The organism is Thioclava dalianensis (assembly GCF_000715505.1).
Taxonomy (GTDB): Bacteria; Pseudomonadota; Alphaproteobacteria; order Rhodobacterales; family Rhodobacteraceae; genus Thioclava; species Thioclava dalianensis.
Window position 1 is genome coordinate 196,328 of sequence record NZ_JHEH01000005.1, and the last position, 19,733, is coordinate 216,060.

The 19,733-nt window shown below is 64.1% G+C and carries 21 protein-coding genes; 14 read left to right on the plus strand and 7 right to left on the minus strand.

Going from position 1 to position 19,733, the window contains the following annotated elements:
• Nucleotides 1-14 precede the first annotated feature (14 nt).
• The gene (locus DL1_RS06410) at nt 15-1,394 is read right to left on the minus strand and encodes an L-serine ammonia-lyase (RefSeq protein ID WP_038064110.1); all 1,380 of its coding nucleotides are present in this window, start codon (nt 1,392-1,394) and stop codon (nt 15-17) included.
• Nucleotides 1,395-1,713: 319 nt separating this feature from the next.
• Between DL1_RS06410 and rpiA the strand changes: the two genes are divergently transcribed.
• The 9 genes from rpiA to arsJ all read left to right on the plus strand — a co-directional run bounded on the left by rpiA (nt 1,714) and on the right by arsJ (nt 11,103).
• Nucleotides 1,714-2,499, plus strand: coding sequence for a ribose-5-phosphate isomerase RpiA (gene rpiA / locus DL1_RS06415; RefSeq protein ID WP_038063955.1), 786 nt, complete (start codon nt 1,714-1,716; stop codon nt 2,497-2,499).
• A gap of 132 nt (nt 2,500-2,631) precedes the next feature.
• Nucleotides 2,632-3,987: a glutathione-disulfide reductase gene (gor, locus tag DL1_RS06420; protein ID WP_038063958.1), complete on the plus strand. Its 1,356-nt coding sequence runs from the start codon at nt 2,632-2,634 to the stop codon at nt 3,985-3,987.
• 55 nt (nt 3,988-4,042) lie between these two features.
• Nucleotides 4,043-5,227, plus strand: a complete 1,185-nt coding sequence (hflK, locus tag DL1_RS06425) for an FtsH protease activity modulator HflK (protein ID WP_038063960.1) — start codon at nt 4,043-4,045, stop codon at nt 5,225-5,227.
• Nucleotides 5,227-6,294 carry a protease modulator HflC gene (gene hflC / locus DL1_RS06430; protein WP_051693372.1) on the plus strand — a complete coding sequence of 356 codons (1,068 nt, stop codon included), beginning with the start codon at nt 5,227-5,229 and terminating at the stop codon, nt 6,292-6,294. Before hflK ends, hflC begins: the two co-directional genes overlap by 1 nt.
• A complete protein-coding gene (locus DL1_RS06435) occupies nt 6,294-6,482 on the plus strand; it encodes a DUF2065 family protein (protein WP_038063961.1) in 189 nt (62 codons plus the stop codon). Before hflC ends, DL1_RS06435 begins: the two co-directional genes overlap by 1 nt.
• A gap of 133 nt (nt 6,483-6,615) precedes the next feature.
• The gene (locus tag DL1_RS06440) at nt 6,616-8,079 is read left to right on the plus strand and encodes a DegQ family serine endoprotease (RefSeq protein WP_051693373.1); all 1,464 of its coding nucleotides are present in this window, start codon (nt 6,616-6,618) and stop codon (nt 8,077-8,079) included.
• A gap of 168 nt (nt 8,080-8,247) precedes the next feature.
• Nucleotides 8,248-8,673 carry a bleomycin resistance protein gene (locus tag DL1_RS06445; RefSeq protein WP_038063963.1) on the plus strand — a complete coding sequence of 142 codons (426 nt, stop codon included), beginning with the start codon at nt 8,248-8,250 and terminating at the stop codon, nt 8,671-8,673.
• A 163-nt stretch (nt 8,674-8,836) separates the two neighbouring features.
• A complete protein-coding gene (locus DL1_RS06450; RefSeq protein ID WP_038063965.1) occupies nt 8,837-9,835 on the plus strand; it encodes an ArsJ-associated glyceraldehyde-3-phosphate dehydrogenase in 999 nt (332 codons plus the stop codon).
• Nucleotides 9,832-11,103 (plus strand): organoarsenical effux MFS transporter ArsJ, encoded by a 1,272-nt coding sequence (gene arsJ / locus DL1_RS06455; RefSeq protein WP_038063967.1) that lies wholly within the window; start codon nt 9,832-9,834, stop codon nt 11,101-11,103. Before DL1_RS06450 ends, arsJ begins: the two co-directional genes overlap by 4 nt.
• A gap of 13 nt (nt 11,104-11,116) precedes the next feature.
• On the opposite strand, the gene DL1_RS06460 is transcribed toward arsJ, so the two are convergent.
• Nucleotides 11,117-11,701, minus strand: a complete 585-nt coding sequence (locus DL1_RS06460) for a nucleotidyltransferase family protein (RefSeq protein ID WP_038063968.1) — start codon at nt 11,699-11,701, stop codon at nt 11,117-11,119.
• Between the two features lie 107 nt (nt 11,702-11,808).
• Here DL1_RS06460 and chrA point away from each other — a divergent pair, with 107 nt between their 5' ends.
• Complete coding sequence (chrA, locus tag DL1_RS06465) at nt 11,809-13,026, plus strand: chromate efflux transporter (RefSeq protein WP_038063970.1); 1,218 nt, start codon at nt 11,809-11,811, stop codon at nt 13,024-13,026.
• Between the two features lie 22 nt (nt 13,027-13,048).
• On the opposite strand, the gene purU is transcribed toward chrA, so the two are convergent.
• From purU to DL1_RS06480, 3 genes are all read right to left on the minus strand, one after another.
• The gene (purU, locus tag DL1_RS06470; RefSeq protein WP_038063971.1) at nt 13,049-13,939 is read right to left on the minus strand and encodes a formyltetrahydrofolate deformylase; all 891 of its coding nucleotides are present in this window, start codon (nt 13,937-13,939) and stop codon (nt 13,049-13,051) included.
• A 125-nt stretch (nt 13,940-14,064) separates the two neighbouring features.
• Nucleotides 14,065-14,280, minus strand: coding sequence for a helix-turn-helix transcriptional regulator (locus tag DL1_RS06475; RefSeq protein ID WP_038063973.1), 216 nt, complete (start codon nt 14,278-14,280; stop codon nt 14,065-14,067).
• Nucleotides 14,280-14,684, minus strand: a complete 405-nt coding sequence (locus DL1_RS06480) for a hypothetical protein (RefSeq protein ID WP_038063975.1) — start codon at nt 14,682-14,684, stop codon at nt 14,280-14,282. The genes DL1_RS06475 and DL1_RS06480 overlap by 1 nt, the downstream gene beginning before the upstream one ends.
• A 126-nt stretch (nt 14,685-14,810) precedes the next feature.
• On the opposite strand from DL1_RS06480, the gene DL1_RS06485 reads away from it, so the two are divergent.
• The gene (locus DL1_RS06485) at nt 14,811-15,080 is read left to right on the plus strand and encodes a DksA/TraR family C4-type zinc finger protein (RefSeq protein ID WP_038063977.1); all 270 of its coding nucleotides are present in this window, start codon (nt 14,811-14,813) and stop codon (nt 15,078-15,080) included.
• Nucleotides 15,081-15,082: 2 nt separating this feature from the next.
• On the opposite strand, the gene DL1_RS06490 is transcribed toward DL1_RS06485, so the two are convergent.
• Both DL1_RS06490 and DL1_RS06495 read right to left on the minus strand, forming a co-directional pair.
• The gene (locus DL1_RS06490) at nt 15,083-15,817 is read right to left on the minus strand and encodes an FG-GAP repeat domain-containing protein (protein WP_038063978.1); all 735 of its coding nucleotides are present in this window, start codon (nt 15,815-15,817) and stop codon (nt 15,083-15,085) included.
• Entirely contained in the window at nt 15,817-16,140 is a 324-nt protein-coding gene (locus DL1_RS06495) for a 2Fe-2S iron-sulfur cluster-binding protein (RefSeq protein ID WP_038063980.1), read from the minus strand. Before DL1_RS06495 ends, DL1_RS06490 begins: the two co-directional genes overlap by 1 nt.
• A gap of 192 nt (nt 16,141-16,332) precedes the next feature.
• On the opposite strand from DL1_RS06495, the gene DL1_RS06500 reads away from it, so the two are divergent.
• The 3 genes from DL1_RS06500 to DL1_RS06510 all read left to right on the plus strand — a co-directional run bounded on the left by DL1_RS06500 (nt 16,333) and on the right by DL1_RS06510 (nt 19,716).
• Nucleotides 16,333-16,866 carry a peptidoglycan-binding domain-containing protein gene (locus DL1_RS06500; RefSeq protein WP_051693375.1) on the plus strand — a complete coding sequence of 178 codons (534 nt, stop codon included), beginning with the start codon at nt 16,333-16,335 and terminating at the stop codon, nt 16,864-16,866.
• A gap of 125 nt (nt 16,867-16,991) precedes the next feature.
• Complete coding sequence (locus DL1_RS06505; RefSeq protein WP_038063982.1) at nt 16,992-19,013, plus strand: ASKHA domain-containing protein; 2,022 nt, start codon at nt 16,992-16,994, stop codon at nt 19,011-19,013.
• A gap of 136 nt (nt 19,014-19,149) precedes the next feature.
• Nucleotides 19,150-19,716 carry a fasciclin domain-containing protein gene (locus tag DL1_RS06510; RefSeq protein ID WP_038063983.1) on the plus strand — a complete coding sequence of 189 codons (567 nt, stop codon included), beginning with the start codon at nt 19,150-19,152 and terminating at the stop codon, nt 19,714-19,716.
• Nucleotides 19,717-19,733: the final 17 nt, after the last annotated feature.

Consider the following 19,733-nt stretch of genomic DNA (forward strand, 5'->3'; position numbering starts at 1 on the left):
CGAGCCCTCGCCTTTCAGCAATTGGGCACGTTGACCGCCAGCCCGCCAAGGCTCGTTTCCTTGTAATGCTCATGCATGTCGCGGCCCGTCTGACGCATCGTCTCGATCGCGGAATCGAGGGGCACGAAATGCGTGCCATCGCCGCGCAGCGCAAGGCTCGCGGCCGAAATCGCCTTGATCGCGCCAAGCCCGTTGCGCTCGATACAGGGCACTTGCACCAGCCCTTTCACCGGATCGCAGGTCATGCCCAGATGATGCTCCAGCGCGATCTCGGCGGCGTTCTCGATCTGGGTCGGCGTGCCGCCCAGCACCGCCGCCATGCCCGCCGCCGCCATGGCCGCAGCCGAACCGACCTCGGCCTGACAGCCGCATTCCGCCCCCGAGATCGAGGCGTTCGTCTTGATCAGCCCGCCCACCGCCGCAGCGGTCAGCAAGAAATCGGGGATCTGCGAACTACTCGCCTGAGGCACGTGGTCCAGCCAGTAGCGGATCACCGCCGGGATCACCCCCGCCGCGCCGTTGGTGGGCGCTGTCACCACCTGCCCCCCGGCTGCGTTTTCCTCATTCACCGCCATCGCATAGGCCGAGATCCAGTCATTGATCTGATGCGGCGGGGTGAGGTTTCGGCCCCAATCGGCGCGCAGGCTCTCATGGATCGCCTTCGCGCGCCGCTTGACGCGCAGCCCGCCGGGCAACTCGCCCTCGGCGGTCAGCCCGCGCTCAATGCAATCGCGCATCGTGGCCCAGATCTTGGCGATCCCGGCCTCCAGCTCTTGCGCATCGCAAAAGCGCAGCTCGTTGCGCCGCTTCATCTGCGCAATGCTCAGCCCCGAGGCCTGCGCCATCGACAGCATCTCATCGGCGGTGCGAAACGGGAACGGCACCGGCGAGGGCGCATCGCGGGCCGCGTCGTCCACGGCTTCCAGCTCGCTCTGCGTGCGCACGAAGCCACCACCGATCGAGTAATAGGTTTCCTGAAACAGCACATCGCCCTGCCCGTCGAGCGCCGAGATCACCATGCCGTTGGCATGGCCCGATAAGGGCGGGCCATAGTCAAAGACCAGATCCGTTTCGGGATCGAACCCCATTGGCGACAGTCCCGGCGGGCAGAGCCGACCGTCGCGCGCATTGGCCGCCAAAGCGGCATCGGCGGTATCGCGGTCATAAGCCTCGGGCGTAAAGCCCGCGAGGCCCAGAATGCTTGCCCGATCCGTCGCATGACCCTTGCCGGTGAAGGCCAGCGAGCCGTGCAGCCGCACCCGCAGCCTTTGGGCCGTAAACGGAGAGCGGCGCAGCGTGTCGAGAAAGCGCGCGCCCGCCACCATCGGCCCCATCGTATGCGAGGACGACGGCCCCACTCCGATCTTGAACATATCGAACACGCTCAGAAACATCACGGCCTGCCTTTCGTCCACATTCGCCTCACCCTGTCACGTCTATGCGCAAAGGCAAATGCCGGGAAGCGGCATCCCGCGCTGCAATCCGACATCGCCCGAAGCAAAATCTCCCCAAGGCGGTCTCTTGTGCCGGTAGGAGCCGCCCTCGCCCGCCCAAGCCGGCCCAAAGGACCCTAGGGCACCGTGGCAGATTTGCCCGAATGCCCGTATTTCAGGGGCTATCACGCCCCCCTCTGGGGCGATTCACACTCGCTTGCGAGGGCTCGATTGCCTATAAGCGGCCTCAGATATGTCCAACGCTGCCTGGAGTCCCCCGATGCCTGCCGACCTCTCGCCCATCGACAAGGCGAAATTCGCCGCCGCCCACCGTGCCGTCGCCCTGATCGAAGACGGCATGCGCGTCGGGCTTGGAACCGGCTCGACCGCCGCATGGATGGTGCGCTGTCTGGGCGAGCGGGTGCGCGAGGAAGGGCTGAAGCTGCAAGGCGTCCCGACCTCGACGCGCACCGCCGATCTGGCCCGGCAGGTTGGCATCGAGGTGGTCTCGCTCGACGAGGCGAAATGGCTTGATATCACGATTGACGGCGCCGATGAATTCGATCCCGAGCTGAACCTGATCAAGGGCGGTGGCGGCGCGCTGCTGCAAGAAAAGATCGTGGCGACCGCAAGCGACCAGATGGTCGTGATCACCGATGCCTCCAAGGAAGTGAACCATCTGGGCGGCTTCCCCCTGCCCGTCGAGGTGATCCCCTTCGGCTGGCAGACCTCGCGCGCGCTGATCGAGGAATTGCTGGAATCGATGGATGTGCTGGGCCGGCAGACGACGCTGCGGCTCAACGGCTCGCAGCCCTATGTCACCGATGAGGGCAATTACATCGTCGATCTGCATCTCAACCGGATCGGCAATGCTCGCCAACTCGCACTGGTGCTCAACCAGATCCCAGGCGTGGTCGAGAATGGCCTCTTCATCGATATCTGCGACAAGGTCATCATCGGCGGCGCCGATGGCAAAGTACAGGTCCGCGATATCAACGAGGGCTCGGTATCCGAAGAACAGGTCACCTTCGCCGAGGATGACAATATCTTCGCCGACCTCGACTAACCCCCCCCCGCGAAACGGGCCGCTTACTTCCGGGGACATCGCACGTGCCCCCGCGACACGGCCCCGCGCCTTGCCCCCGTGGCGATGGGCAGCTAAGCCCTGTTGGCGCGGACCAAAAGAAGGACAGGGTTCATGAACTTCGATTACGATCTTTTTGTCATCGGCGGCGGCTCGGGTGGCGTGCGCGCGGCGCGCATCGCGGCCTCGGAACATGGCGCCAAGGTGGCTCTGGCCGAGGAATACCGCATGGGCGGCACCTGCGTGATCCGCGGCTGCGTCCCCAAAAAGCTGATGGTGTTCGCCTCCACGATGCCCGGAATGGTCGAAGAAGCGCGCGCCTATGGCTGGTCGGCCGATCAAGGCCAGTTCGACTGGACCGCTTTTCGCACCAAGCTCGACGCCGAGCTGGACCGGCTTGAGGCGATCTACCGGCGCGGCCAGACCAATGCGGGCGTGACGCTCTACGATCAGCGCGCAACGGTCAGCGGTGCGCATGAGGTGACGCTGGCGGATGGCTCCACTGTTTCGGCCAAACATATCCTCGTGGCCACCGGCGGACGCCCCTTCGTGCCCGATTTCCCGGGCTGCGAGCATGTCCTGACTTCCAACGACATCTTCAAGCTCGACGCGCTGCCCAAGCGTATCCTGATCGTCGGCGGCGGCTATATCGCCTGTGAATTCGCCTGCATCCTCAATGGATTGGGCGTTAAGGTCACGCAATATAACCGCTCCCCCCTGCTGCGTGAATTCGACACTGAGGCGCGCGATCTGATCGTCGATCAGATGCAGGCGGGCGGCATCGAGATCCACACTCACACCGTGATCACCGAAATCAAGAAGACCGAGGATGGCTTACAGGTCACCTGCGGCGAGGGTCGTGAAGAGGTCTTTGATACGGTGGTCTATGCCACGGGCCGCACGCCCTATACCGAGGGTCTTGGCCTTGAGCAGGCGGGGGTCTCGCTGGGTGAGCGCGGCGAAGTCTTGGTGGACGAATGGTCGCAAACCAACATCCCCTCGATCTATGCCGTGGGCGATGTGACAAACCGCGTCAACCTTACGCCGGTCGCGATCCGCGAGGGGCATGCCTTTGCCGACACCGTCTTTGGGGGCATGGCGCGCCAGATGGATCACGAGCTGATCGCCTCTGCGGTCTTCACCCAGCCGGAATTCGGCACCTGCGGCATCACCGAGGCCCAAGCCGAAGAGCGCGGCCAGACGGAGATCTACGTTTCGAGCTTCAAGCCGATGCGCTCGGCCTTTGCGGGTGCGGATGCGCGCGTGCTGATGAAGCTCATCGTGTGTCGCGACAGCCGTGCGGTCTTGGGCTGTCATATCGTCGCACCCGACGCGGGCGAGATGATCCAGATGGTTGCGATCGCCATGAAGATGGGCGCCACAAAGGAACAGTTTGACGCGACTTGCGCAGTTCATCCGACAATGGCGGAAGAGCTGGTAACCATGCGTAAGCCTGCAAGACAATATTGAATTCACGCGCGGAATGCCCAAGTGTTCCCAGAGATAACGGAAAGGTGAGGACCACATGAGCAACGGAGGCCCTTGGGGCGGAGGAAGCGGCGGCGATGGCGGGGATGACCGCAAAGAGCCGCGCGACAACAATCGCCCTGGTCAGCGGCGTCCCGGCGAAGGCGGCGGCCAAATCCCGGAAATCGAGGATTTCATGCGCAAGGGCTCCGAGCAGCTCAAGGTGCTGATGGGCGGTCGCGGCGGCAAGGGGGGCGGCAATCGTCCCACGGGCGGCGGCGGTGGCCCCTTCCCCACCAAGATGGTTGTTATTCTTGCGGTGATCGTGATCGCCGCGATCTGGGTCTTTTCGTCCTTCTACAAAGTCAATCAGGGCAGCCGCTCGGTCGAGCTGATGTTCGGGCGCTATGTGGCGACCAAAGGTCCGGGCCTGAACTTCGCGCCTTGGCCGGTCGTGACCTATACCAAGGTGCCGATCACCCGCGAACAAACGGTTGATATCGGTTCGGGCAGCGCTGGCACGAATGACAGTGGTCTGATGCTGACCGGCGATCAGAACATCGTCGATCTGGAGTTCCAGGTTGTCTGGAACATCAAGGACCCCGCCAAATATCTGTTCAACCTTGCCGATCCGCAGGGCACGATCCGTGCCGTCTCGGAATCCGCGATGCGCGACATCATCGCGCGCTCGGAATTGGCTCCGGTCCTGAACCGTGACCGCGGCGTGATCGCAGCCGATCTGCAAACGGCTGTGCAGCAGACGCTCGACAGCTACGGCGCGGGCATCAATATCGTCCGGGTCAACTTCAACCGCGCCGATCCGCCCTCCGAGGTGATCGACAGCTTCCGCGAAGTGCAGGCCGCCCAGCAAGAACGGGATCGTCTGGAAAAAGAGGCGGATAAATACGCAAACACCGTGACGGCAGGTGCGCGTGGTGAGGCCGCTCAGGTCAAGGAAGAGGCCGAAGGCTACCGCGCCAAGACGGTGAATGCCGCCGAAGGTGACGCCGCCCGCTTCAACTCGATCCTGACGGAATACGAGAAAGCCCCCGCTGTGACCAAACGCCGGATGTTCTACGAAACGATGGGACGCCTGCTTGCAGGTCTCGACAAGACCATCGTGGACAGCAAGGACGGCAGCAGTGGCGTCATTCCCTATCTGCCGCTCGATCAGCTACGCCCGCAAGGCGATAGCAGCACGACCAGCAGCAAAACCGCAACCAAAACCGGGGGGAGCAACTAATGCGTGGACCTTTTGCAATCGCAGTTCTTGTGATCCTCGTGGCACTCGGGCTGAACTCGTTCTTCGTCGTGGACGAGAAGCACAAGGCGCTGGTGCTGCGTTTCGGTCAGGTGAACCAAGTGCGCACCGAGCCGGGATTGGCTTTCAAGCTCCCGCTGATCGACACGGTCGTGCAATATGACGACCGGATCCTGAGCCTGACGACCCAGCCGCTCGAAGTCACGCCGCTCGACGATCGCCGTCTTGTGGTCGATGCCTTCGCGCGCTGGCGCATCACCGATCTGGTGCGCTTCCGTGAGGCCGTGGGCGCCTCGGGCGAAGAAGGGGCGCGTATGCGTCTTGATCGCCTGCTCACCGCGAAAATCCGCGAAGTTCTGGGCTCCGTGCCCTCGACGGCGGTGCTCTCGAAGGACCGGACGCCGCTGATGAACCAGATCCGCGATCTGGCGCGCAAAGAGGCCGCCTCGCTGGGTGTTGACGTCATCGATGTGCGCCTGACGCGGACCGATCTGCCTGACCAGAACCTCTCGGCAACCTATGCCCGGATGCGGGCCGAGCGGGAGCGCGAAGCGGCAGACGAGCGCGCACGTGGCGCAGAGGCCGCTCAGCGCGTGCGGGCCACCGCAGACCGGACCGTGGTCGAGGTGACCTCGCAGGCTCAGAAAGAGGCCGAGGTGATCCGCGGTGAGGCAGATGCGACGGCCAACAAGATCTATGCCGATGCCTATAGCAAAGATCCGAGCTTCTTCGCGTTCAGCCGCGCGCTGCAGTTCTACACGCAGTCGATGCAGAAACAGACCTCGTCGCTGGTGACCCAGCCCGACAGCCTGTATTTCGACTATGATCGGTTCCTGAAATCGATCGGTGAGCAGCCGATGTCGCCGCGCCAGATCTCCGCTGCGCAAGATGATGCAGCCGAGAAGGCCGCGGTCGATGCGGCCAATGCGGCTCTGCGCAAGGCGCAAAGCACCGAAGCCCCCTCGCCGCCCGCCGATCAACCGGCTGCGACGACGGCACCGGCCACCGGTGGCTCCAGCGCGACCGGCGCGGGATCCGCGAGCCAGTGATGGCAGAGCTACTGACCGGTCTGGGACTGGTCCTTGTGATCGAGGGGCTGGCGCTTGCGCTGGCCCCTTCGCGTATCGAGCAGGCGCTGGAATTCCTGCGCGCTCTGGGCCCGTCGGGGCGGCGCACGCTTGGACTGATAGCGCTTGCCGCGGGCACGGCATTGCTCTGGGCGCTGCGCGCAGCCTAAGGGCCCCTGCAAAGACCATCGACTGCAATTTCCTGCATCGAGAACTTCCCTTCGCGCCCGTGCCTCCCTACATTTCAAGAAGTCGAGAGCAATTCGCGCGCCAGCGAGAGCGCCAGACAACAGGGAGAGGCCAATGAAGATCGTCATCGGGACTGGAAATGCGCTGCGCGGGGGGCTGGGCGCGGCCATGCTGGCCCTGAGCCTCGCTCTCACCCCCATCGCAGGCCCCGCCTATGCGCGCGCCGCCCCCGAAAGCTTCGCCGATCTCGTCGATCAGGTCAGCAATTCGGTCGTTAACATCACCACGTCGACCACGGTGGCCGCCCCCACCAATGGCGTTCCGAACTTTCCGCCGGGCTCGCCTTTTGAGGACTTGTTCCGCGACTTCGGCCTGCCCGGTGAAAACGGCGGGGACGGGCCTGCGCGCCCGCGTCGCTCCAATGCGCTGGGATCGGGCTTCGTGATTTCGGAAGATGGCTATATCGTCACCAACAATCACGTCATTGAGGGCGCCGATGAGATCGAAATCGAGTTCTTCTCGGGCAAGCGCCTCGATGCAAAGCTGATCGGGACCGATCCGAAAACCGATATCGCGCTGCTCAAGGTGACCTCCGACACCCCCCTGCCCTTTGTCAAATTCGGCAATAGCGACAAGGTGCGCGTGGGCGATTGGGTCATGGCGATGGGCAACCCGCTGGGACAGGGTTTCTCGGCCAGTGCTGGGATCATCTCGGCGCGCAACCGCGAACTCTCCGGCAGCTATGACGACTATCTGCAGACCGACGCCGCGATCAACCGGGGCAACTCGGGCGGGCCGCTCTTTGACATGCAGGGCGAGGTCGTGGGCGTGAACACCGCGATCCTGTCGCCCAATGGCGGCTCGATCGGGATCGGCTTTTCGATGGCCTCCAACGTGGTTTCTAAAGTGGTCGACCAGCTCAAGGAATACGGCGAGACCCGGCGCGGCTGGCTTGGCGTCAAGATCCAGGACGTGACCCCGGATATGGCCGAGGCAATGGGCCTGCCCAAACCCGAAGGCGCGCTGATCTCGGAAGTGCCCGATGGCCCGGCCAAAGAGGCGGGCATCAAGGCAGGCGATGTCATCACCTCCTTTGACGGCGGCGAGGTCAACAGCACCCGCGATCTGGTCAAGCGCGTGGCCGATGCCCCTGTGGGCGAGAAAGTCCGCGTCACCGTCCTGCGCGACGGCGCGCCCGTGACCTTGCTGGTCACGCTGGGCCGGCGCGAACTGGCCGAAGGAGAGAAGCCGCCCAAAGCGGTCGAGGCGCCCCAAGAGGTCGAGCGCGACATGCTGGGCCTCACCGTCACCCCGCTCACCGACGCTCTGCGCAGCGAGATGGGTCTGACCAAAGAGACCGAAGGGTTGATCATCAAATCGCTCGACGAAAGCTCGGAGGCCTATGGCAAGGGCCTGCGCGCGGGCGACCTGATCACCGAGGCCGGTCAGACTCCGGTCTCAACCGTCGAAGGCTTCGAGGCACAGATCAAAGCGGCGAAGGATGGCGGGCGCAAATCCATCCTGCTGCTGATCCGCCGCGGCGGAGAGCCACGCTTCGTGGCGCTGCCCGTCGACTAAAGCCACGCGCGAATCATAGCGTGACAAAGGGCGCCCCTGGGGCGCCCTTCTGCATGTCGGACCAAGGGGCAAAGCGCCCGAAACCAGACCATCGGCCAAACCCTTTGCGCCATTGTCACCACCCCCGCCTTGCGCCAATCTGAGCCCGGACTTTCAGGAGGGCCCAAGGTGAGCAACGCGGTTATCCCCGAATTCGCCGTCTCGGACTGGCAGCGCTCCAAGGCGTTCTACTGCGATGTGCTGGGGTTTGAATCTGCCTATGAGCGCGCCGAGGAAGGCTTTTGCTTTCTACGTTTGGGGGAGGCGGAGCTGATGATTGATCAGATCGGGAAAGGCCGCACATTCGCGGATGAACATCTGCCGCAGAGCTATCCCTTCGGCAAAGGGCTGAATGTTCAGATCCGCGTGCCTGCGATTGCCCCACTCATCGAGGCGCTGCGCCAAAGCGGGCACCCTCTTTTTTTGCCCCCCGAAGAAAAATGGTATCGCGCAGGAGATCTGGAAACAGGCCATCGTCAGTTCGTCGTGGCCGATCCCGACGGCTATTTGCTCCGGTTCTTCGAAGACCTCGGCCAGCGCGCGTCGGGGCAATAGCAGAACTTCGTTCGCACCGCTTGAAACGACGGTTTTCTCTGCACGGGCCGCACGAAATGTCATGAAACTTTCACGCGCACCCGAGGCAGGTTTCACCTATTCGTGTGGCCATCATCTCTCGGCATCCTTGTCGCGCTAACCAATGAACGGAGATTTGCGGGTCATGACCACTTTCGCCCTCAATGGCCTTGGCCGGATCGGAAAACTCGCGCTCAAGCCGCTGCTGGAGCAAGGCGCGCGGATCGCGTGGATCAACGACGCCGTGGGGGATCCAGAAATGCACGCCCATCTGCTGGAGTTCGACACCGTGCACGGGCGCTGGAATGCCGAGTTCTCCCATGACGCCGATAGCGTGACGATCGACGGCACGCGGCTGCCGTTCATCGGGACGAAAGACCTCACAGCACTGCCACTTGGCGGGGTGGATGTGGTGATCGACTGCACCGGCAAATTCAAGACCGAGGCCGCCCTTGCCCCCTATTTCGCAGCCGGGGTGAAGAAGGTTGTTGTCTCGGCCCCCGTCAAGGACGGCCCGACCGCCAATATCGTGATGGGCGTGAACCATGACAGCTACGATCCCGCCGCGCATCAGATCGTGACGGCGGCGAGCTGCACGACGAACTGCCTCGCCCCGGTGGTCAAGGTGATCCACGAGGCTCTGGGCATCCATCATGGATCAATCACCACGATCCATGACGTGACCAACACCCAGACCATCGTGGACCGGCCCGCCAAGGATCTGCGCCGCGCGCGCTCCGCGCTCAATTCGCTGATCCCGACCACGACCGGATCGGCCAGCGCGATCACCCTGATCTACCCCGAGCTGGCGGGGCGGCTGAACGGTCACGCGGTGCGGGTGCCGCTGCTCAACGCCTCGCTGACCGATTGCGTCTTCGAGGTAGAGCGCGCAACCACGGCGGAAGAGGTCAACGCCCTGTTCAAGGCGGCAGCGAACGGCCCGCTCAAAGGCATCCTTGGCTATGAGACCCGCCCGCTTGTCTCGAGCGATTACACCAATGACATCCGCTCCTCGATCCTCGATGCACCCTCGACGATGGTGATCAATGGCACGCAGGTCAAACTCTATGCCTGGTACGACAATGAGATGGGCTATGCGCATCGGCTGGTCGATGTGGCGCAGATGGTCGGGGCCGCGTTATGAGCGCGCAGCGCCCGGAGGGGTTTGCCGCCTATATCGCGGTCACGGCGGCCTATTGGGCCTTCATGCTCACCGACGGCGCGCTGCGTATGCTGGTGCTGTTGCATTTCCACACGCTGGGGTTCTCGCCGGTGCAGTTGGCCTATCTCTTCGTGCTCTACGAGGTGGCGGGGATGGCGACCAACCTCTCGGCGGGCTGGATCGCGGCGCGGTTCGGGCTGGTCTCGACGCTTTATGCAGGGCTGGTGCTGCAGGTCGTGGCGCTGCTGGCGCTGTCGGAGCTTGATCCCGGCTGGAGCATTCCCGCCTCGGTCAGCTTCGTGATGCTGGTGCAGGGGCTGAGCGGGGTCGCCAAGGATCTCGCCAAGATGTCGTCGAAATCCGCCGTAAAGCTGCTTGCGCCCAGCACAGGCGGCGGAGTGTTTCGCTGGGTGGCCCTGCTCACAGGCTCCAAGAACGCAGTGAAGGGCTTGGGCTTTCTGCTCGGCGCCGCCCTTCTCGCAGCCTTCGGCTTTGTCCCGGCCCTGATCGTGATGGCAACCGTGCTTGCGATCATCCTCGCCGCGATTGTGGTGGCGATGCCGCAGGGCCTGCCCACGGGGCGCAAGGGCGCGAAGTTCTCCGAAGTCTTCTCGAAATCGGCCAATGTGAACTGGCTGTCAGCGGCGCGCGTCTTCCTGTTTGGCGCGCGCGATGTCTGGTTCGTGGTGGGCATCCCGATCTATTTCTACGCCGTGCTGTCAGACGGCTCTGAGGCGGGCAACCGCGCCGCCTTCTTCCTCATCGGTATTTTCATGGCGCTCTGGGTGATCCTTTACGGCGCGGTGCAGGCAGCCGCGCCAAATCTTCTGCGCGCCGCCAACCGCCCCGAGGCGAGCCTGATCCGCGCCGCGCGCGACTGGGCATTGGCGCTTCTGGTGGTGCCCGCAGCCCTCACCGCAGCCGCGCTGCTCTCGCCCGATCCCCAGCTGTGGTTCACCCTGACGCTGGTCGTGGGCCTGCTGATCTTCGGGGCGATCTTTGCGATCAACTCCTCGCTGCATTCCTACCTGATCCTTGCTTTCACACGGTCCGAGCGCGTAACCATGGATGTCGGGTTTTACTACATGGCCAATGCAACGGGACGGCTTGCAGGCACGCTTTTGTCGGGGCTGACCTATCAGATCGGTGGGTTGCCTATGGTGCTGGGCACCGCCACGGTGATGGTCGCGCTTGCAGCGCTCACCTCTGGCAAACTCTCGCAAGGCGCACCACATGTGGCCGCCTCCTGACCCACATCGAAAGCTAGGCCCGGTCCAGATCGCCGGGGCGGTCGATATCGATCGCGCGCGCGGGCGGCAGGTTCAGGCGCTGCGCGGGCGGCAAATCCGCGAGCAGTCCACGTGCGCCCCGATCCCCGGAAATCCCGCGCAGCTCCGCAAAATCCCGCGCGGCGAAAACGGCAGGCGGCATCGCGATGCCCCCGGTCTGCACACAGGCCCCCTCCGACCCCGCCAGCGCCAGCACAGCGGCCAGATCCTCGGCGCGGATCTCGGGCATATCGCCCAGTGCAAGCAGGATCTGCGTCGCTTCCATCTCCTGCGCGACAGCCACCCCGGCGGCCAGCGAACGCGATTGCGGCCCGGGCTCCACCCGGCAGATCGTGAAACCTGCCTCGGCCAGACATTCGGCCACAGGGGCGCTCGAGACCACGGCCACCCTTGCTGCCAGCGGCACCCCCATCATCGCCCGTGCCGCATGCAGCACCAGCGGCGCACCGCGATAGCTGGCCAGCAGCTTGTCCTGCGGGCCGAAGCGCCGAGACGCCCCTGCCGCAAGCAAAAGGCCAACGCGGCGCGCGGGCGGGAAAGAGGGGATATCCGGCATCATGCGCTTGGATATAGCATACGGGGACGCGCAGGCGAATGGCATCGATCTGCGCCGCACGTGAGGTCTGTCAAGCAGCCCACAGAGCCCGATAGAAAGACACCCCTTCGATGACGGACAGCTCTGAGCGCCCCGCCCCCAAAGCAAGCCCCGGCTCCCCGCGCGAGGTTTTCGGCGTCTTTCTCAAGCTCGGCCTGACCTCCTTTGGCGGCCCGATTGCCCATCTGGGATATTTCCGCGACGAGATCGTGACCCGACGGCGCTGGCTTTCTGATGCCGCCTATGGCGAGCTGGTCGCCCTGTGCCAATTCCTCCCCGGCCCAAGCTCCAGTCAGGTGGGGTTTGCGCTTGGGCTGATGCGAGCGGGTTGGCTCGGCGCGCTTGCGGCCTTCACAGCCTTCACCCTGCCCTCGGTGCTGATCCTGCTGATCTTCGCCGCGACCGCCGCGCAGGTGGCCGGACCTATCGGGACGGGCGCGCTGCACGGGCTCAAGATCGTCGCGGTTGCCGTCGTGGCGCAGGCGGTCTGGGGAATGGCCCGCACCCTGTGCCCGGATCGCGCCCGCGCCAGCATCGCAGTGGCGGCCCTTGCAATCCTTGCCTTCGTGCCCGGCGCGTTGGGCATGATCGCAGCGATCGTATTTGGCGCGCTGGCCGGGCTGGTGCTTGGACGCGGGACGCAGGCCCCGAGTGGCAACTCTGTCCCGATGCCCGTGCGGCGCGGACAGGGGCTCCTCTGCCTTGCGAGTTTCGCGCTGTTGCTGGCGCTCTTGCCGATGCTGTCAGGTCACTCGCAGAGCGCGGCGGTGTTCGAGAGCTTCTACGCCTCGGGCGCGCTGGTCTTTGGCGGCGGTCATGTCGTGCTCCCGCTGCTAGAGGCGCAGACGGTGGCGCCGGGATGGGTCACACAGGATGCGTTTCTTGCAGGCTACGGTGCGGCGCAGGCGCTGCCCGGCCCGCTTTTCAGCTTTGCCGCCTATCTGGGCGCGATCCTCGGCCCCGCCCCCAACGGGCTGATCGGAGCGGCGATTGCGCTGGTCGCGGTCTTTCTGCCCGGCTTCCTGATCCTGCTCGGTGTCTTGCCGTTTTGGGACCGGCTGCGCGCGACACGCGGGGCGCAATCGCTGATCCAAGGGGCGAATGCGGCGGTGGTGGGCGTGCTGGGAGCCGCGCTTTATTCGCCGCTATTCACCAGCGCGATTGCGGATATGCGGGATTTCACCCTCGCGGTTGCGGGATTCGTCCTGCTGGTTATCTGGAAACTGCCGCCTTGGATGGTGGTATGCGGCGTCGCCCTTGGCGGGGTCGCGCGCGCAATGAGCGCGTAAACCCCGACCAGACGCGCGCCGCCTAGCCCATGCGTTCGGAGGCGTAAGAGCCCGGCGAGGCCGGAAAGACCACCGTCTTGTTTTCGTTGATGAACACCCGGTGATGGATATGGGCATGGATCGCGCGCGAGAGCACCTGAGCCTCGACATCGCGGCCCAGCGAGACGTAATCCTCGGGCGATTGCGCATGGGTGATCCGCACAGTGTCTTGCTCGATGATCGGACCTTCGTCGAGATCGGCGGTCACGTAATGCGCCGTGGCCCCGATCAGCTTCACGCCACGCTCATAGGCCTGCTTGTAGGGGTTGGCCCCCTTGAAGCTCGGCAGGAAGGAGTGGTGGATGTTGATGATCCGCCCCGACATCTTCTGGCACAGCGCGTCGCTGAGAATCTGCATGTAGCGCGCCAGAACGACCAGTTCGGCCCCCGATTCCTCGACCACCGACAGCAACCGCGCCTCCGCCTCGGGCTTGTTTTCCTTGGTGACCTTGATGTGGTGGAAGGGGATGTCATGATTGACCACGACCTTCTGATAGGTCAGGTGGTTCGACACCACGCCCACAATCTCGATCGGCAATGCACCGATGCGCCAGCGATAGAGCAGATCGTTAAGGCAATGGCCGAAATTCGAGACCATCAGGATGACCTTCATCTTGGCTCCGGAATCATGGATCGCCCAATCCATCGAGAAGCTCTCAGCGACCGGCGTAAAGGCCTCGCGAATCGCCTCTTCCGCCACCCCGGTCTCGGACACGAAGTTCACCCGCATGAAGAACTGGCCCGTGCGCAGATCGTCATATTGATGCGAGTCGGTGATGTTGCAGCCCTGATCGGCGAGCACATTGGCAATCCCTGCGACGATCCCGCGCGTCGAGGGGCAAGCCACGGTGAGAACATAAGCGGTCTGGGTCATCGTCCGATCCTTTTCAACTGCGCGCCCTCGTCTCTAGCGCGCGGGGCTCACACGTACAATCGAGGTTTCACCTTGGCTTGGCTGGAGAAAATGCGACGACGCGGACGCGAAAAGCGGCAGCGCCGTCAGGCCGGGTTGGATGCGGGCTGCAACTCGAAAAGCGCCTCGACCGGTTGGCCAAGATAGCTGGCCAACCGGAGCGCAAGCAGCGTCGAAGGGATGAACACGCCATTCTCCACGGTGTTGATGGTCTTGCGCGACACGCCCACCGCCTCGGCAAGCTGGGCCTGCGTCAACCCGGCGGCTTTGCGATGATGGCCCAGATGAACGATCAGCCCCATCACCCGCCCCGCATGTCGCACCAGACGAAGCTCAGCAGAAACGCCGCCGCGCTCAACGTCCCCATGGCCGCAAAGGCCACGGGCCAGGCGATCAGATCGAGCGACAGCGGGATCGCGAAGATCGGATAAAGCGAAAGCGCCACCCAAAAGCCGACGCGCTGCGCGGTTTGTGCGTCGTGGCGAAACAGCTCATCCTTCGCCCGCCGCACCTGATCGGGACCTGCTAAGCGTGCCGCCGCGAAAATCACGAAAAGCCCGAGCGCGCCGCTCATCCATGGCAGCCAAGGCGATATCGGGGCGGGATTGCGCATGATCAGCGCAAGCACCGCGTAGAGCAGACAGACCAGCCCGCTCAGCCCAAGCACGATCCGACGTAACATCGAAAACTGAGAATAGCTCAACATGACACCCTCCTGCGTGTAACCCTTGCGTTACAAATGCGCCGCAAAAAATGTTACGTCAAGGTTACATTGCCTCACTTTGACGCGAGCCATGTCCGGCCCTACATTAAAGAAATCAGGAGGTACGTCATGGCCGGAGGATGGGCGCGCGACGGCGCGGTGAGCGAACAGATCGAAGCCTCGATCAGCGACGAGCTGGCGCGGCTCAAGGCACGGCGCGGGCCGCAGGGCGAGAGCCTGACCCATTGCGCCGAATGCGACGAGGAAATCCCGCAAGCCCGGCGCGAGGCGATCCCGGGCGTCAAGCTCTGCGTCGAATGTGCCGGCGCACGCGACAGCAAGCGCGGACAGGCAGGCGGCCTGAACCGCCGCGCCTCCAAAGACAGTTTGCTGAAATAGGCTCAGATCCGGCAAGCCAGCGCTGCATCAAACGCCGCCGGTGAAGTATCGCGCCCCAAGCTGCGCGCGGCGATCGCGCCCTCCGCACCAAACCGCAGCGCAAGCAATTCGGACCAATCGAACCGGGCCACGATCATTTCGGGGCTGGGCGAACAGCGCTGCACACCCCCCAGGATCTGATCCGCGCCAAATCGGTGATTGGTGACATGTTGACCGCGCAAGACTTCGCGCAGACCGCCATCCGCGTAGCGATAGATCACCAATTGACCAAGCCGGTGCGGCGCGTCGATCAGCGCAATCTCAGAGCGCCCATCGCCATCCAGATCGCCCGCCCCGATCACCGAGAGCCAATGGTTCGGCGCGCCGACAAAGGGGCTGGCCGCGCTCTGCACCGGACCGCCTCCCGCCAGTTGCAGCACAACCAAACGCGATCCAAACTGCCGATGCGACTGGATCACGAGGATCTCGGGCACACCATCCGCATCGAGATCGACCACACGCGGCGCAATGTCCTCAAAGACCATGTCGGGCGGCAGCGCGATCTTATAGGTCACGCGCGGGTCCGCCCCGCGCCTCACGGTGACAAACAGCGCGCCAAATTCATGCGCGCGCCCCAGAGCGAAATGTCCGTAGCGATCCGTCGGCGCGGCGTAGCGTGCCGTCACGCGGGTATCCGCGCAGGCAGTCTGGGCCGCAGCGACCAGCCAAAAGGCCAGATCTGCTGCCGCCCAGCGCATCAAATCTGTTTTTCGGGCAGGTTCACGATCAACCCGTCCAGCGCTTCGGTGACCTTGATCTGGCAGGTCAGGCGCGATTTCACCGGGTCGGGATTCCATGCGAAATCCAGCATGTCCTCTTCCATCGGGTCCTTCGCGGGCAATTTGTCGATCCAGTCCTGATCGACATAGACATGGCAGGTCGAGCAGGCACAGGCGCCGCCGCAATCAGCATCGATACCGGGAACGCCATTGTCGCGCGCACCCTCCATCACTGTCATGCCGGGCTTTACGTCGATCTCGTGCCGCGTGCCGGTATGTTCGATATAGGTGATCTTTGCCATGGCTGAAGGCCTCTTCATCTTGGATCAGGTCGCCCGAAAGCCTCGGACGCTTCCGATTTACGGGGCTTTGATGCGTTTTACCAGAGGCCCTTGGCGCGCCGCCCCCGCAGATCGGGGATTGCCGCGCGCGCCGGGTCTTGTAGTGTCACGCGCGAACAAGACGAGGCGAGCGCTTTGCACAGGCGAAAACTTTTGCACCCAGGATGCGCGGCTGCGGGGCCCTTGCTGGCGCTCGCGCTGCTGGCAGGCTGTCAAACCGGGGGGACAGACCTCCAGCGTCCGCCGCCCGGTCCGACACTGGCAAGCGAGGTCTCCACGCAGCGCCCGGCGACGGATGCAAAAGGTTGTTACGCCGAATTGAAGGCCCCCGCGCAGGTCGAGACCGTGACCCATCAGGTGCAGGTGATCCCCGAGCAGCGCGACGCCAAAACGGGCGCGATCACCCAACCCGCGATCTACCGCGAAATGAGCGCCCAGCGGATGATTGATGCCGGCAAGCCGCGCTATTTTCGCGCCATGTGCACCGCCGATTTGACGCCGTCCTTCGTGGCGATGCTGCAACGCGCCCTCGCGGCCCGGAACCTCTATCACGGGCGGGCCGATGGCACGCTTGATCCGGCCACCGGAACGGCGATCCGCGCCTATCAGGCACCGCGCGGGCTCGACAGCGCCACGCTCTCGCTGCGGGCGGCGCAAGAGATGGGCCTTTATATCTACACGCCCTAAATCTGGACGCCGTGAGCACCGCCTCATGAACTTCATGACGATTTCTCGGGCTGCCGGGTCGGTTGCGGGCTTTGCGCCGCGCAGCCAAAGGCCTAGAACGGGGACAAGAATGGCAGGAGCGCGACATGAGCGATGATGTGCAGGTGATCTTTACCCCCTCGGGCAAGCGGGGCCGTGTGGCACGCGGCACCAAGGTGCTCGCCGCGGCGCGCACACTGGGCGTGGATCTCGATTCGGTCTGCGGCGGGCGCGGCATTTGCTCGAAATGCCAATGCAGCCCCGGCTATGGCGATTTCTCCAAACACGGGCTGCATGTCGAGCCCGATGCGCTGAGCCCGATCAACTCCGTCGAGGAGCGCTACGACCGCGTGCGCGGGCTCAAGCCGGGACGCCGCTTGGGCTGTCAGGCGGAAATTCAGGGCGATATCGTGATCGACGTGCCGCCCGAAAGTCAGGTCCACAAGCAGGTCGTGCGCAAGGCCGCCTCCGAGCGGGTCATGGAAATGGATCCCGCCACCCGCGCTTGCTATATCGAGGTCCAAGAGCCCGACATGCATGCGCCCGAGGGCGATTTCCAACGCCTCGCCCATGCGCTTGAGGCACAATGGGACATCCCGGGCCTGCGCGCCGATCCCGATATGCTGCGCAAGCTGCAACCGGTGCTGCGCAAGGGCGCGTGGAAGGTCACCGCCGCTGTGCATGATCAAGGCGAGGGTCCGCGGCTCAGCGCGCTCTATCCCGGCCTGCGCGAGACGCCGCTTTACGGTCTGGCAATCGACCTTGGCTCGACCACCATCGCGGGCCATCTGGTCGCGCTTGATGATGGGCGGGTGCTGGCCAGTGCCGGGCTGATGAACCCGCAGATCCGCTTTGGCGAAGATCTCATGAGCCGGGTCTCCTACGTGATGATGAATCCCGGTGGCGATCTGGAGATGACCAAGGTCGTGCGCGATGCGATGGGCGATCTGGCGCGCGAGCTGGCGCAGGAGGCGCAGATCGAGACCGGCGAGATCGTAGAGGCCACCGTGGTGTGCAACCCGGTGATGCACCATTTGCTGCTGGGCATTGATCCGGTCGAGCTGGGTCAGGCGCCCTTTGCGCTGGCCACCTCGGACAGTATGGACCTGCCCGCCTCCGAGATCGGGCTGGAGGCCAGCCCGGGCGCGCGCGTCTATATCCTCCCGCTGATCGCGGGCCATGTCGGGGCCGATGCGGCCGCCGTAGCGCTTTCTGAGGCCCCCGAGCGGCGCGAGGACCTGTCGCTCATCGTCGATGTCGGAACCAATGCCGAGATCCTTCTGGGCAATTCCAGCCGCGTGCTGGCCTGCTCCTCACCCACCGGCCCGGCCTTCGAGGGCGCGCAGATCTCAAGCGGGCAGCGAGCCGCCCCGGGTGCCATCGAGCGGATCGAGATTGATCCCGCGACGAAAGAGCCGCGATTCAAGATCATCGGCAATGAGCATTGGTCGACCGAACCCGAGTTTGGCACGCCCCAGATCACCGGCATCTGCGGCTCTGGCATCATCGAGGCTGTGGCCGAGATGCGCATGGCGGGGATCGTCGATGCATCCGGGCTGATCGGATCGCCCGAACAGGTGGGTACCACGCGCTGCGTCGCCTCGGGCCGCACCCATGAATACCTGATCCATGACGCAACGCCCGAAGGCCCGCGCATCACCGTCACGCAGGGCGACATCCGCGCCATCCAGCTTGCGAAATCCGCGCTTTATGCCGGGGCGCGCCTGCTGATGGACGAGATGGGCGTCGATGAGGTCGACCGTGTCGTGCTCGCCGGAGCCTTTGGCGCGCATATCAGCCCGAAACACGCGATGGTGCTGGGGATGATCCCCGATGCGCCGCTTGATCACGTCACCTCGGCGGGCAATGCGGCAGGCACGGGCGCGCGCATGGCCCTGTGCTCGGTGCGGGCGCGCCGCGCGATCGAGACGCAGGTCAAGCGGATCACCAAGGTCGAAACCGCGATCGAGCCGCGCTTCCAAGAGCATTTCGTGGCCGCCAATGCCCTGCCCCATGCAACGGCCCCCTTCACGCGTCTGCGCGCGGTGGCACCGCTCCCCGATGTCAGCTTCAACACCGGCGGATCAGGCGATGAGGGCGGCGGGCGCCGCAGGCGGCGGCGCGGCTGAAAGCCCCCGGATCATCGTCATTTAGGGCGCTCACGATTTCGTGATCGACTTAAAGTGATCGGGTTCGTGCCATGCCCTCGTAACCTCTGCATCACGGCGGGAATAACCCTGCCGGTCGACAGGGAGAGACCTTATTATGACCAACACGTTCCGCAAGTTTGCAGCCCCGATGTTCGCCGCAGCCGCACTCGCATTCGCGGGCCCCGCGCTCGCTGAGAACCCGATGGTGGGCGGCGCCAAGATGTTCGAGAACAAGCCGATCGCCGCCAACGCTTCCGCAGCTCCGAACCTCACCACCCTGGTGGCTGCCGTGAAAGCCGCAGGCCTCGTGGACACGCTGGCAGGCCCCGGCCCGTTCACCGTCTTCGCGCCGACCAACGCCGCGTTCGACAAGCTGCCCGCAGGCACCGTCGACAATCTCGTGAAGCCCGAGAACAAGGAAATGCTCACGCATATCCTGACCTGCCACGTCGCTAAAGGTGTGATCTCGGCGGAAAACATCATGAAGACTGTCGAATCCTCGGCCAACGGTATGGCGACCATCCCGACGCTCGGCGGTTGTAACCTCACCGCGATGGTCAAAGACGGCAAAGTCATGATCAAGGACCCGCGCGGCGACGTTGCGACGGTTGAAACCGCTGACGTGAAACAGTCGAACGGCATGGTTCACGTGATCAACACTGTGATGCTGCCGAAAATGTAAGCCTTTCCAAGGCCTGC